This window comes from Paenibacillus azoreducens (assembly GCF_021654775.1).
In the GTDB taxonomy this organism is placed as follows: Bacteria; Bacillota; Bacilli; order Paenibacillales; family Paenibacillaceae; genus Paenibacillus_AQ; species Paenibacillus_AQ azoreducens.
The window spans coordinates 6,926,134-6,940,515 of sequence record NZ_AP025343.1 but is presented as its reverse complement, the minus strand read 5'-3'; the positions used below and the strand labels follow the sequence as shown (position 1 = coordinate 6,940,515).

General features: G+C 52.9%; 10 protein-coding genes. 8 read left to right on the top strand and 2 right to left on the bottom strand.

Annotated features, from left to right (window positions below):
• The first annotated feature begins 131 nt into the window (after nucleotides 1-131).
• Nucleotides 132-2,396, top strand: a complete 2,265-nt coding sequence (locus L6442_RS31115; RefSeq protein ID WP_212981371.1) for an ATP-dependent DNA helicase — start codon at nucleotides 132-134, stop codon at nucleotides 2,394-2,396.
• 93 nt (nucleotides 2,397-2,489) lie between these two features.
• The gene (locus L6442_RS31110; RefSeq protein ID WP_212981372.1) at nucleotides 2,490-3,482 is read left to right on the top strand and encodes a Gfo/Idh/MocA family protein; all 993 of its coding nucleotides are present in this window, start codon (nucleotides 2,490-2,492) and stop codon (nucleotides 3,480-3,482) included.
• Here L6442_RS31110 and L6442_RS31105 read toward each other — a convergent pair.
• A complete protein-coding gene (locus L6442_RS31105; RefSeq protein WP_212981373.1) occupies nucleotides 3,479-4,159 on the bottom strand; it encodes a CidB/LrgB family autolysis modulator in 681 nt (226 codons plus the stop codon). The two genes, L6442_RS31110 and L6442_RS31105, sit on opposite strands and share 4 nt — an antisense overlap.
• Nucleotides 4,156-4,530, bottom strand: a complete 375-nt coding sequence (locus L6442_RS31100; protein ID WP_194231757.1) for a CidA/LrgA family holin-like protein — start codon at nucleotides 4,528-4,530, stop codon at nucleotides 4,156-4,158. Before L6442_RS31100 ends, L6442_RS31105 begins: the two co-directional genes overlap by 4 nt.
• Nucleotides 4,531-4,665: 135 nt before the next feature.
• On the opposite strand from L6442_RS31100, the gene cidR reads away from it, so the two are divergent.
• The 6 genes from cidR (at nucleotide 4,666) to L6442_RS31070 (ending at nucleotide 14,375) form a co-directional block, all read left to right on the top strand.
• Nucleotides 4,666-5,565, top strand: coding sequence for a cidABC operon transcriptional activator CidR (gene cidR / locus L6442_RS31095; RefSeq protein ID WP_194231836.1), 900 nt, complete (start codon nucleotides 4,666-4,668; stop codon nucleotides 5,563-5,565).
• Between the two features lie 185 nt (nucleotides 5,566-5,750).
• Nucleotides 5,751-6,239 carry a MarR family winged helix-turn-helix transcriptional regulator gene (locus L6442_RS31090; RefSeq protein ID WP_212981374.1) on the top strand — a complete coding sequence of 163 codons (489 nt, stop codon included), beginning with the start codon at nucleotides 5,751-5,753 and terminating at the stop codon, nucleotides 6,237-6,239.
• Nucleotides 6,233-7,969, top strand: a complete 1,737-nt coding sequence (locus tag L6442_RS31085; RefSeq protein WP_212981375.1) for an ABC transporter ATP-binding protein — start codon at nucleotides 6,233-6,235, stop codon at nucleotides 7,967-7,969. The genes L6442_RS31090 and L6442_RS31085 overlap by 7 nt, the downstream gene beginning before the upstream one ends.
• Entirely contained in the window at nucleotides 7,966-9,846 is a 1,881-nt protein-coding gene (locus tag L6442_RS31080; protein WP_212981376.1) for an ABC transporter ATP-binding protein, read from the top strand. The genes L6442_RS31085 and L6442_RS31080 overlap by 4 nt, the downstream gene beginning before the upstream one ends.
• A 508-nt stretch (nucleotides 9,847-10,354) precedes the next feature.
• Entirely contained in the window at nucleotides 10,355-11,746 is a 1,392-nt protein-coding gene (ltrA, locus tag L6442_RS31075; RefSeq protein WP_237100139.1) for a group II intron reverse transcriptase/maturase, read from the top strand.
• 346 nt (nucleotides 11,747-12,092) lie between these two features.
• A complete protein-coding gene (locus tag L6442_RS31070; protein ID WP_212980566.1) occupies nucleotides 12,093-14,375 on the top strand; it encodes a 5'-nucleotidase C-terminal domain-containing protein in 2,283 nt (760 codons plus the stop codon).
• Nucleotides 14,376-14,382 lie beyond the last annotated feature (7 nt).

Genomic DNA, 14,382 nt, shown 5'->3' with positions numbered 1-14,382 from the left:
TCTGAAACATTTCAGACAATTTATTGGGATAATTATCCTAAAATTTTAAGCGAAAATAGGCTGCATATTCAGGATATGGTATGATAAAACGAAGGGGAACAAATGATCCCGTGATAGGAGGAGGTGTGGAAATGACAGTCGTCAACATTTCGGTAAGGCCGCTTGTTGAATATGTATTCCGGAGCGGAAGCATTGATTCCGGCTTCCATACGGCTGCAGCCATGCATGAGGGCACCAAAATCCATCAGCGGGTGCAGCGCATGTATCAAGAAGGCGACTATAAAGAAGTATACCTCAAAACGGAGATTTTGTTTGGAGAAATTATATACCATATAGAAGGAAGATGCGACGGATTGATCCAAACGGAAGAGGGATGGATCATCGATGAAATCAAATCCACCTCCGCCGGTTTGGAGATGCTGGATGGCGGCCATGCCGTTCATTGGGCGCAGGCGGAAGTGTATGCGTATATGGCGGCACAGGAGTTGAAGCTTGAACATATCGGTGTTCAGCTGACATATGTAGACGCCGGGACGGGAGCGGAACAACGTTTTAACCGAACCCGCAGCATGACAGAATTGGAAGGGTTCGTCAACGATGTGATCGGGCGGTATGCGCCGTATGCCGCGCTTCGGATTGAGAATGCCAGGCTCAGGGATGAAAGCATACATGCGCTGCCGTTTCCTTTTGCCTCGTACCGCGAAGGGCAGAGAAAGCTGGCAGGGGCTGTTTATGGGGCGATTAAGGACAAGCAAAAGCTGTTTGCCAAGGCGCCGACCGGGATCGGCAAGACGATGTCCACCCTGTTTCCGTCCGTTAAAGCCATCGGAGAAGGGCTGTTGTCACAGATCTTCTACTTGACGGCTAAGACCATTACCCGCACGGCCGCGGAGCAGGCGTTAGCCCTAATGGAGAAAAAGGGGCTGCGGCTGCAGTCCATTACGATTACGGCAAAAGAAAAAATATGTTTTCAGGAAGAAACGGTTTGCAACCGGGAGGCTTGCCCGTATGCAGACGGGTATTACGACCGGATCAACGGGGCGGTCCTGGATATCCTCTCGCATGAGACCCTCATGAACCGCCAGGTGGTGGAAGAATATGCGCGAAAGCACAAGGTATGTCCTTTTGAATTTTCACTGGATCTGGCTTATGCCGCAGATGCGGTCATTTGCGATTATAACTATATATTTGATCCGCGGGTTTCGTTGAAACGCCTGCCTGAGGAACAGAAGAAACGCACGGCGCTGCTGGTGGATGAAGCCCATAATCTGGTGGACCGGGGGCGCGAGATGTTCTCGGCCGCGATCTATAAAGCGGATTTTCTGCAGCTTAAACGCGAGTATAAATCACTGAATCCGGCTGTGGCCGGAGCAGCGGATGCCGTGAACAAGTATTTCATCGAGCTGCGGAAAACTTGTGGCGACGCACGGCAGCAGGTGACCAAGGAAGCTCCGGAGGAGCTGGTAGAATTGCTGGAAGCTTTTGCAGGTGAAGCCGAACGGGAGCTGGCCGCAGGCGGGACGGACCGGCAGCTGCTTCTCGACATGTATTTTGCCGCTCAAAATTTCACCCGTACCGCGAAGCTTTATGACGACCGATACATAACATACGCGGAGGTTCTGAGGAATGACGTGACGATCAGGATGTTTTGCCTCGACCCGTCCTATTTGCTGTCGCAGGCGGATAAAGGGTTTCGGTCGGCCGTGTTCTTCTCGGCCACGCTGTCGCCGCTATCCTACTACAGGGATATGCTCGGGGCGGAGGCGGAGGATTACAGCATTTCCGTCCCTTCCCCGTTTCGGCGGGAGCAGCTGGATGTGCGGATTCACCCGGTCTCTACCCGTTATCGCGACCGGGAGCGCACGGGAGAGGAGGTTGCGGATCTGCTGCACCAACTGATTAGCGGCAAGCACGGCAATTATATGTTCTTTTTCCCTTCGTATCAGTATTTACAAAACGTGTATGAGATTTTCGAAGGCAAATATCCCGAAGTCCGGACGATTGTGCAGGGAGCGGGTATGGCCGAGGAAGAACGCGAGCGTTTTCTGGACGCCTTTCAGGCGGATAACCATGAGACGCTGGCAGGTTTCGCCGTGCTTGGAGGGATTTTTTCGGAAGGCATCGATCTGCAGGGAGACCGCTTGATCGGCGTGGCTGTCGTCGGGGTCGGGCTGCCCCAGCTTGGGCTGGAGCGGAACTTGATCCGCGATTATTTTAATGGGGAAGGCAAAAGCGGCTATGATTACGCATATGTATTTCCCGGTATAAACAAGGTGCTTCAGGCGGGAGGCAGGCTGATCCGTTCAGAGGAGGATGAGGGCGTGCTTTATCTGATTGATGACCGTTTCAACCACCCTCATTACCGGAGCCTTCTTCCGGAAGAATGGAAAGGGTGAATAATGAACGCTAAGGCCGAAAAAAGGGATGGCCAACCACAAGGGCGTTCTGTATGATGTAGGGAAAATATGCGTGAAGGGGTGGGTTTTGTCATGATGCTTCAGATCGGGATTATCGGGACAGGCTGGTTTAGCAAGGTGCATGCCGGCAACCTTGCGGGAGCGGAAGGCGTGAAAGTAAAAGCTTTTCTCGGAACAAGCGCGGAAAAGGCGGAGCGGATAGCTTTGCCGTATGGCGCTGCAGGTTACGGAGATTTAATCACGATGCTGGATAAGGAGCGACTCGATGCGGTGTACATTTGTGTGCCTCCCATGTCGCACGGGCCTATTGAAGAGGAATTGATCCGGCGCCGCATCCCGTTTTTGGTGGAAAAACCGCTTGGATTGGATACCGAACTACCATCTGTTTTAATGAAACAGATTGGCGACGCCCGGCTGCTCACCTCTGTCGGGTATCATTTTCGTTATCAGTCAAGCATTGGCAAGCTGAAAGATCTGCTGCAGCAGCAGCGAACAGGCATGATGCTCGGACGCTGGATGGACAGCATGCCAGGCGTATCCTGGTGGCGGCGGCAAAATGGATCGGGCGGGCAGTTTATCGAGCAGACAACGCATTTGGTGGATTTGCTTCGTTATCTGGCCGGCGAGGTGGAAGAAGTGTATGCGCTTTACGGAAACCGTATCAAACATGAACAGGTAGAGGACATGGAGGTAGCCGACGTGGGTACGGTCACGCTCAAGCTGGCCAGCGGGCTTGTCGCCAATATTTCCAATACCTGCGCGTTGGCCGGAGGAACGGATCTAACCGATATCGGGCTGACCTTCTATACGGATCAGGGGGTGCTGGATTGGGATATGAAACGGGTGCGCTTCGCGCGTCCGGATGAACAGACAGAGTACCGCGAGCAAGCCAATCCCTATGTAAAAGAAACGGAAGCTTTCCTCCATGCGCTGCGCACGGGTGACCGCTCCCGGATCAAGTCTGATTATGCCGATGCTTTCCGGACGCAGGCCGTTACCTGCGCCGCGCTGAAGTCGGCCGTTTCCGGCCAGCCGGTCCGCATCAGCAATGTTACGGAATGTTAGTGTATCAATACGTTCATGATTAACGGCGCGACGCCAAGGGTAAACAGCGCGGCCAGAATCATCGAGATGCTCGAGATGGTACCCGACAGGGAGCTGAGCTCGAACGCCTTCGAGGTTCCCGTACCGTGAGAGCTGGTGCCGAACAAGATGCCGCGGGCCACGTCATTTTCGATTTTAAACATACGCAGTACCATTGGTCCGATAATGGAACCGAGCAGGCCGGTGATGATGACAAATACGGCCGTAATGTTCGGAACGCCGCCGATAACCTGCGATACGTTCATGGCGATCGGCGTTGTAACGGACCGCGGAATCATGCTTGTGACAAGCGATGAACTCAGATGCAGCCATTTTGCCAAAAAGGCCGACGAGATCATGGCAATACACGAGCCTGCAAGCACGCTGACGATAATTTCGGTGGCGTGCTTTTTAAGTACCTTGAAGTTTTTGTACAAAGGCACTGCAAAAGCGACAGTGGCCGGCTGCAGCAAACTGCTTAGCCATTTGCCCCCATCGTTATAGGTTTCATAAGGAATCTTCGCCCAGATCAAAATAAAGATAACGACGATGGGCGTAACGAGCAGCGGCGAAAGATACACCTTGCGCCGTTTGGCATACACGCGTTTGGAAACAGCGTAAATGCCGAGTGTTGCGAGTAAGCATAAAAACCCGATCATCGTGAAATCCTCCGTTCTCTTTGTTTGGCAATCCGGGATGCAAGCAGCCCCGAGCTGGCCATGACGATGAAAGTGCTAAAAATGACAACGATCAGAATGCGGACACCGTCGCTCTCCAGCATGGGAATGTATTTCATGACGCCGACCGCCGCCGGAATAAAGAAAAGCAGCAGTTCTGCAAGCAGCCAGCTGGCGCCGAGATCGATCCATTCCAGGCGGACAATACGGGTTTCGAGTAGAATGAATAACACGATAATCCCCAGAATGCTGCCGGGTATCGGCAGATGCAAAAGACCGGCGAGTTTATTCATCAGCAGGGTAAAGGCCATAAGTGCCGCAACCTGCACCGTTCCTTTGATCATATTCCTCACAGGGACTCTCTCCTTTCATTGTTAATGAAAATTTTACATCAATTGTTTTCATGAGTAAAATGAATAAAAAGAATGATGATCATTCCTTTTTTCTATAGATATATCAAATATTCTGTTTAGGAAGGAGTCAGTGTGATGGATATTCGGCATTTGCAGTATTTTATGGAGGTAGCGCGGCTGCAAAGTTTCACGAAGGCTGCAGAAACGTTATATATCACCCAGCCGACGATCAGCAAGACGATACGTCACATCGAGGAAGAGCTTGGCGTAACGCTTTTTGACCGTTCCAACAAAAAAATCGAGCTTACGGATGCCGGACAAATCATATATGAGCAGGCGCAGCCGATCGTGAAAGCTTTCCAGAGCTTGTCCGCCGAATTGGGCGATCTGAAACATTTGCAAAAGGGGCATATCCGGCTGGGATTGCCGCCGATGGTCGGCGCAAGCTTTTTTCCGGAAGTCATCGGCCAATTTCATCATAAATACCCGCAGGTGACCATGCAGGTGTTCGAGGACGGCGCCAAAAAGGTAGAGAAGGACGTCGAGAGCGGGCTGCTTGATGTCGGAGTGGCGGTTCTGCCGACCGAAGACGACTTGTTCCACTATTTTTCATTTGTAAGGGAGAACCTGATGCTGCTCGTCCATCCTTCCCACCGGTTATGCGGTCATGATGCGGTACCGCTCGCGGAGCTTGCCGATGAGAACTTCGTGCTGTTTCGCGAGGATTTCGCGCTGCATGACCGGATCATTACCGAATGCGTCCGCGTCGGTTTTCAGCCCCGGATTATATATGAAAGTTCGCAGTGGGATTTGATCAGCGGCATGGTGGCGGCCAACTTGGGCATCGCGCTGCTGCCGGAAACGATTTGCCGTGAGCTCGATCAGCAGCGTATCCGGATTTTACCGCTCATTGATCCTTCCATTCCGTGGCAGCTCGGCATGATTTGGCGCAAGGACCGTTATCTTTCATTTGCGGCGCGGGAGTGGATTTCTTTCACCAAAAGCATCTTGATGGAGGAAGGAGTAGGCGATTAATTAAGGGATTGGGTGTATTTTGGTCAAGAAACAGGGCTTCCTATATGGAAGATTTGACATAGATTTTCGGGAAGGAATATAATTAGGCGTACTAATTAATAAATCATATAACTAAGTTTCTAAGTTTTGTGGGAATGACCCATTGCTGCGTCATGACAAGTGAAGGAAAGGAGATGCAACCCTGGATGAATGATGAGCCATCCACTGGCCAAAGTACGGCTCTGAAGCTGATGCAGGCCACCATGCGTTTTAACAAAGCCGAGTTTCGCCAGCGCAAAATCGAAGGGGTCAAGATGAGTGAGCTCGGTCTATTATTCACGATAAGAAAAAGCGTCGAATCCGGCTCATCCGGCCTGATGGTTTCGGAGATCAGCCATATTTTACGCGTCACGTCGCCTACCGTAACCCAGCTCATCAAGGGACTGGAGAAGAAAAATTGGGTGGAGCGAACGATGGATGAAGCGGACCGCCGGGTGGTCCGGATCAGCCTGACGAAAGAAGGCGAAGAAGTGGTGCAAAAAGCTGTAGATTCCACGTTAGAGTCCTTCGCAGGCCTGGTCGCTTATCTGGGTGAAGGGGAGGGCAATCGGCTTGCTGATTTGCTGACCAAAGCCTACACCTACTATGAATCCAAAACGGATCTATGTGGAGGGGGAACGGGAGAATCATGCTGAAATTATTCCGGAATTTAAAACCATACCGGATGTTGATCCTGTTTGTGTTTGTACTTGTATTCTTCCAATCGATGTCGGATTTGTACTTGCCTACTTTAATGTCCGACATCGTGAATAAAGGCATTATCAACGGTGACATCCCTTATATATGGAAAATCGGCGGTTTTATGCTGCTGGTTGCTTTAGGGGGCGTTTTTTGCTCCATTGGCGCGAGCTATCTGTCCGCCAAGGTTGCGGGCGGATTCGCCAAAAATTTGCGCAGCCGCGTGTTCCAGCATGTGCAAAATTTCTCTTTGCAGGAATTCGACAAGCTCGGAACAGCATCGCTTATCACTCGTACGACCAATGATATCACGCAGATGCAGCAAGTTTTGACCATGATTCTGCGCATGATGATCAGTGCGCCGATGATGTGTATCGGCGGGATTATTATGGCCGTATCCAAAGATGCGAAGCTTTCCCTGGTTATCGTCGTTATCGTTCCGGTGCTGGCTGGAGCGATCTTCCTGATTGCCAGCAAAGGATTGCCGCTGTTTAAGGCGATGCAGGTCAAGCTGGATAAACTGAACCGGGTCCTGCGCGAAAATTTGACCGGCATTCGCGTCATCCGCTCTTTCAACCGGATTGAGCATGAGCAGAAACGGTTTAATGAAGCAAACTATGATTTGACGCAAACAGCGGTCAAAGTCAATAAAATTATGGCGGCCATGATGCCGATCATGATGCTTGTCATGAATTTCTCGACGATCGCCATCGTCTGGTTCGGCGGTTTCCGGATCGAAAACGGAAGTATGCAAGTCGGGGACTTGATGGCATTTATTCAATACGCGATGCAAATCATGTTTTCGCTGATTATGGTATCGGTGATTTTCGTCATGGTTCCACGCGCCTCCGCTTCGGCAGTCCGGATCAACGAGGTGCTTGACATGGAGCCGCAAATCGTTGATCCTGCCCAATCGGCATCCGTAAGCAAAGGCGGGAAGGAGCGCGGTTATCTGGAATTCCGGGATGTGACGTTCAGCTACCCGGGAGCCGAGCAACCGGCGATTCGCCATATTAGCTTCAGCGCTTCCCCGGGCGAGACAACGGCCATCATCGGCGGGACCGGCTCCGGCAAATCGACGCTGCTCAGCCTGATTCCGCGTTTTTATGACGTGGACTCCGGCAGCGTCAAGGTGAACGGCGTTGATGTCAAGGAGCTGACTCAAGAGGAACTGCGGGCCAAAATCGGCTATGTTCCGCAAAAGGCCGTTCTGTTTACAGGGACGATTGCGGACAATCTTCGTTACGGCAAGTCGGATGCGACCGATGAGGAACTTCGCCAGGCTGCGGAAATTGCGCAGGCCACCGAGTTTATCTCCAAAATGAAAGACGGTTTTCAATCGGAGATTTCCCAAGGCGGAACCAACGTATCCGGAGGTCAGAAACAGCGCTTGTCCATTGCGCGCGCGCTGGTCAGAAAACCGGAGATCTATGTTTTTGATGACAGCTTCTCCGCGCTTGATTTCAAAACGGATGCGAAGCTGCGGACTGCCCTGAAGGAAGTGACGGCCGATGCGACCGTGCTGATCGTAGCGCAGCGGGCCAGCACGGTGATGGATGCGGACCGGATTATCGTGCTCGATGAAGGCCGGATTGCCGGGATCGGCAAACACCGCGAGTTGATGGAAACCTGCGACGTATACCGTGAAATCGTATCCTCGCAGCTGTCGGAGGAGGAGATCGCATGAGCGAGGAAAGAAAGCATGCCGGAGGCCGTCCTCCCGGACCGCGCCATCCCGGCGGCCATCCCGGGCAAATGATGCCTGCGGAGAAGGCGAAGGATTTCAAAGGTTCATTGAAAAGGCTTTTGGGGTATTTACGGCCGCGCCGGGTTACGCTTGCCGTCATTTTCCTGATGGCGATTCTCAGTACCGTGTTCAGCATTTTAAGCCCGAAAATTTTGGGTGAAGCCACGACCAAGCTGTTTGAAGGCATCATGGCGATAAAGCAGGATGTGCCGGGGGCGGCGATTGATTTTGATTATATTACGCAAATTTTGTTGAAGTTGATCGGCTTATATCTATTCAGCGCAGTTTTCAGCTATTTCCAGCAATATCTGATGGCGGGCGTAGCGCAGCGGGTCGTGTACGACATGCGCGAGCAGATCAACCGCAAGCTGTCGCGGCTGCCGCTGAAATATTTCGATTCGAGAACGCATGGCGAAATTCTCAGCCGCGCGACCAACGACGTGGACAATATCAGCACGACGCTTCAGCAAAGCTTGACGCAGCTGATCACCTCCATCGTGACCCTGGTTGGGGTCATCGTCATGATGCTCACGATCAGCCCGTGGCTGACGCTGATTCTGATCGTGACGCTGCCGCTGAGCTTTATCGTCATCCGGATGATCGCTTCGCGTTCTCAGAAGCATTTTATGGGCCAGCAGAGTTCACTCGGCCGACTGAACGGGCATGTCGAAGAAATGTATACCGGCCACCAAATCGTCAAAGCCTTCGGGCGTGAAGACGAATCGATGGCCGCGTTTAACGAAATTAACGATAAACTGTACAACTCGGGCTGGAGAGCCCAGTTTATTTCCGGCTTGATCATGCCGATGATGTCTTTTATCGGCAACATCGGTTATGTGCTGGTCTGCGTTGTCGGCGGGATTTTCGTAACCCATAAAACCATCACTATCGGGGACGTGCAGGCATTTATCCAATATGCCAGACAGTTTACCCAACCGATCATGCAAACGGCGAACATCGCCAATATCATTCAATCTACCATAGCTTCCGCCGAACGCGTTTTCGAACTGTTGGACGAACAAGAAGAAGTGCCTGAAGCAGCGGAACCGGTTGTTCTGGAAGAGCCGAAGGGCTCGGTAAGCTTTGAGCATGTGAAGTTTGGTTATAAAGAAGGCGAAACCCTGATCGAAGACATGAACATCGACGTCAAACCAGGCCAGACCATTGCGATCGTCGGCCCGACCGGCGCCGGCAAAACGACGCTGATCAACCTGTTGATGCGTTTCTACGAGCTGAGTGACGGAGCCATTACCATTGACGGGGTGAACATCACGGAGATGAAGCGCAGCAATCTGCGCAGTATTTTCGGTATGGTACTCCAGGACACCTGGCTTTTCAACGGTACGATCAAGGAAAACATCGCATACGGACGCAGCGGTGTTACCGATGAGGAAGTCATCCAGGCAGCGAAGGCCGCACATGCGGATCATTTCATCCGCACCCTGCCCGATGGTTACAACACCGTACTGAATGAAGAAGCTTCGAATATTTCGCAGGGGCAAAAGCAGCTGCTTACCATTGCCCGGGCGATTTTGGCCGATCCGGCCATCCTGATCCTCGATGAAGCGACAAGCAGCGTGGATACACGGACGGAGATTTACATCCAAAAAGCGATGAACGGGCTGATGAAAGGTCGAACCAGCTTTGTCATTGCGCATCGCTTGTCCACGATTCGTGATGCCGATTTGATTTTGGTCATGAATAACGGCAGCGTCATTGAACAGGGTACGCATGAAGAATTGCTGGCCGAAGGCGGTTTCTATGCCGATCTGTACAACAGCCAGTTTACTGGGGGGAACGTGCAGGAGGCGGGATAAACCGCGTGCAGCAAGGAAAGAAGCAGAATGCGGCAATCAGCCGGCCTATAAACAAGGACGTCCCCGTGTCGGGGCAGCGTCCTTGTTTTTTTAAGTACGCCCAGCATGGGCGTCATCTCTAGGGTGAAAGTCCTGAACGGGGGCTGGCGAGCGCCTACCGTTAGCCAAGGGCAAGGGTGTCTGTCGCGAGGCAGAATCTGAAGGAAGCCGGAGGCAAAAGCACGGGCCAAGGTACACGAACTGGATTCGAGGCAGGGATAGCCGGATGAGTTGCCTTCACACAACGAAATCCCAAGCCGCCAAAGGCTATTCCTGTAAACTCCAGTGGTCGCGGGCGGAAATATGACGTTCTTATCTGGGGAGACCTGCGGGAGAAAAAAATGCGAAGTCACTTCGTAACCACAGCCTTCCGGCTGTGCTGAACCCGCAGGAGTCAGCAGAGGCCATAGTACGCGAGTACGGGACACCGGAAAACGGAAGGGCCGAACCGAAAGGAGAGAGGAAACCGATGCGTTCGAGTGAAAAGCGAAGACAGCCGAATATCCCGCAAGGGAGCTTCCAGCAGAGAGAAGCGGTGAAGCCGCAAGGGTATGTTGGAGCGCCGAGCTCTTCACCGGCACAAGTCGCCCCTTCCTCTCGCGAAGACCAAAACGACCTGCTGGAGAACATGCTCGAAGGAGATAACCTTCGGCTCGCTTACAAGCGGGTGGTCCAAAACGGAGGAGGTCCTGGTGTGGACGGTGTAACGGTAGCCGAGCTACAAGCTTACCTGAAAACTCACTGGGAAACGGTGAAAGCCGAACTTCTGGCGGGAACCTACCGGCCGGCGCCAGTCAAACGGGTGGAAATCCCCAAACCCGGAGGCGGCGTACGGCTGCTCGGTATCCCGACCGTAATGGACCGCTTCCTCCAGCAAGCGCTTCTACAAGTGATGAATCCGATGTTTGATGCTCACTTTTCGTGGTACAGCTACGGCTTTAGATCCGGAAAGCGGGCTCATGACGCAGTGAAGCAAGCGCAGCACTATATCCAAAGCGGCCGAAGATGGGTCGTAGATCTGGACCTGGAGAAGTTCTTTGACCAGGTGAATCATGATATGCTCATGGCCAAGGTGGCACGGAAGGTGAAGGACAAGCGAGTGTTGAAGCTGATCCGAGCTTACCTGAGTGCCGGAGCGATGGAAAACGGAGTTTGCCAAAAGACCGAGGAAGGAACGCCGCAAGGTGGTCCGCTCAGTCCACTCTTGGCCAACATCCTGCTGGACGATCTGGATCGAGAGCTTCACCGGAGAGGATTGCGGTTTGTCCGCTACGCGGACGACTGTAATATCTTCGTCGCGAGTAAACGAGCAGGAGAGCGTGTGATGGAGTCGGTGACACGCTATGTAGAAGGAAAGCTAAAACTGAAAGTGAATCGGGAGAAGAGCGCGGTGGACCGGCCATGGAACCGTAAGTTTCTTGGCTTTAGTTTTCTGTCGAACAAGAAGGCTACGATTCGACTAGCCCCCAAGACGATACACCGATTGAAGGAGAAGATCCGGGAGCTCACAAGCCGCACCCGCCCGATAGCGATGGAAGAGAGGATTGCTCGTCTCAATCGCTATCTGATGGGTTGGCTGGGCTACTTTCGTCTGGCCTCAGCCCAGAAACACTACGAGAGATTGGACAAATGGATCCGAAGAAGATTGCGCATGTGCCTATGGAAACAATGGAAGCGAGTACGTACGCGTATCCGAGAACTCCGGGCCTTGGGCGTGCCAGACTGGGCCACTTTCATCATGGCCAACTCCCGCAGAGGAGCTTGGGAAATGTCCCGAAACATGAATAACGCCCTTCCGACATCCTATTGGGAAGCGAAAGGGCTGAAAAGTCTGCTTTCTCGTTATTTGGAACTTTGTTAACCTTTTGGAACCGCCGTATGCGGACCCGCATGTACGGTGGTGTGAGAGGACGGGGGTTCGTCACCCCCTCCTACTCGATTATTATGGAATTTTTTTGCCCCCGCAGTATTTGGAATAAGCATCGAAGCATAGGCCCCACTCAGTACTTTTACTCCACCCAAGCGCCCTTCTTTGAGAGGCGTCGGACTTCTTTCCAATACTTTTTTTTAGGGTTGTTTTGTGCGAATGAAGGTTTACGGATAGAATTTTTTAGATTACAATAGGCCTTTGGAAAAGCTATGGCAGCGTTACCATTTTCCAAAAACAAGCATTACATATGGCTTAAAAGGGGAAAAGAAATCACATGATGAAAAGCTTTAGAAAGTTGACGGGACTTGCTCTCGCCGCTGCATTGACGGTATCCGGAGCCGCAACCCTCCAGCCTGCAAGCGCCAAAGCCGCAGACGACAAGGAAACGCATATCACGCTGCTGGCCACCTCCGACGTGCACGGCCGTTTTATGCCATGGGACTACGCGATGGACACAGCGAACACGAACGGAAGCTTCACGCAGCTGTATACGCTGATCAAGCAGGTTCGCGCCGAGAATCCGAACACTATTTTGCTTGATGCGGGCGACGTGATTCAGGACAACTCCGCGGAGCTGTTCAATGACCAGCCGCAGTCGCCGATGATGGTCGCGATGAACGAGATGGGCTACGATGCTTGGGCCATGGGCAATCATGAATTCAATTTTGGCATCGATACGTTCAACAAAATCACCGATCAATTCCATTCGGTCAAGCTGGCGGGCAACGTGTACAAAGAAAACGGCGAACGTTTTCTTCCTGCAACGACCGTCGTGGAAAAAGGCGGCATCAAGGTGGGGATCATCGGGATGACGACCCCGCTGATCACCGATTTCGAGAAGGATACGGATCACCTGAACGGCCTGGTAGTTAAAAACCCGATCGACGAAACGAAGAAGGCCGTAAAGGAGCTGGAAGGCAAAGCCGACGTGATGATCGGCCTCATGCATATGGGGCTGGAAAACGAAAATGCGCTGCCGGGCACCGGCGTGGCGGACATCGCCAATGAAGTGCCGCAGCTGACGGCGATATTTGCCGGACATATGCATAAGCTCATCAAAAGCGAGACCGTCAACGGCGTCCTGATCGGAGAGCCGGACAAGTACGGCACGCATGTTTCGCGCATCGATCTGACGTTCGTGAAGCAGGATGGCAAAATGGTGCTGAAGGACAAGGTCGCCACCGCCATCCCGGTCAAGGGAGCGGACGGCACGCCGGCCGTTTCCGATCCGGATCTGGAAAAAAAGCTGCAGCCGTATCATGAATTCGCCCGCAAGGACGCCAACATCGTCGTCGGCCAATTGGTGGGGAAAACCAACATGGTTCCGGACAATGAGATCAAGGGCATTCCTGCCGTGCAGATTCAGGAAACCCCGCTCTCGGATTTCTTCAGCGAAGTGATGCTTCATTACAGCAAGGCCGACGTCGTCGCGCACCAGATCGACAATGATAAGGCCAAGCTCGACGTTGGCCCGATCCGTAAAAAGGATATTGCTTACAACTACCAATACGCCCTCGGCGAAATCACCAACTATAAGGTGACGGGTAAGGACCTGAAGGATTACATGGAATGGTCTGCGGGCTATTTCAACAGCACCCGTCCGGGCGACGTGACGGTCAGCTTCGATCCGAAGCGCAGATCGTCGAAGTACAGCACCGACGATTTCTTCGGCGGCGTGAAATACGAAATCGATCTGTCCAAGCCATACGGCAGCCGCATCGTCAACCTGCGCCATATGGACGGCACGCCGATCCAAATGAATGAAACGCTGACCCTGGGAATGAACTCCTACCGCATGGACGCTCTCGTGGCCAAAGGCGGCGCGCTCGAAGGCCGCAAGTTCGAGAAGCTGTGGTCCTCCAAGGCCGAAAGCGCCTTTGGCGAGACCGGCGGAACGATCCGCAACCGGGCGATTGCGTACCTGAAGGACGTCATGAAGGGCCAATACGAGGCCAAAGTCCAAAACAACTGGAAGATTATCGGCGTGGATACTGCATCCAAGGAACGCGCCGATGTGGTGGACCTGATGAATGCAGGCATTCTGAGCGTTCCAACGACCGAAGACGGCAAGTACACTAACATTGCCTCGATCAACATTTTGGATCCGGTCACTGCCGAGGACGCAGCCAAGCTGGCTGAAAAAGCGGGCGTGGATCCTGCGCTGCTGGCGGATGCCAAGACCACCGGCGAGCTGTATCACAAGTTGAATGCCGCGGTGAAAGCAGCGTCCAAACCGGAGGTAACCGAACCGGCGCCTGCCGAAAAACCGGAAACGCCAAACAAGCCCGCAACCGACAAGCCTGCAGCAACGGGCAAACCGGAGGTAACGCAGCCTGCGAAGCCTGTAACCCCAGCCAAACCGGCGGTCAAGCAGGCCAAGATTACGGCCGACTACCTGAACGTTCGCGCGGGCGCTTCCGAGAAAGCGAAGATCGTGGGCTCCGTGCCAAAAGGAACCGTGCTGGACGTGATCGGCACCGCGCCTTATGGCTGGCTCAAGGTGGTTTATCAAGGCAAAACCGCTTTTGTATACGGAAAATATGCAGCCATGCTGCCATAACCTGCGC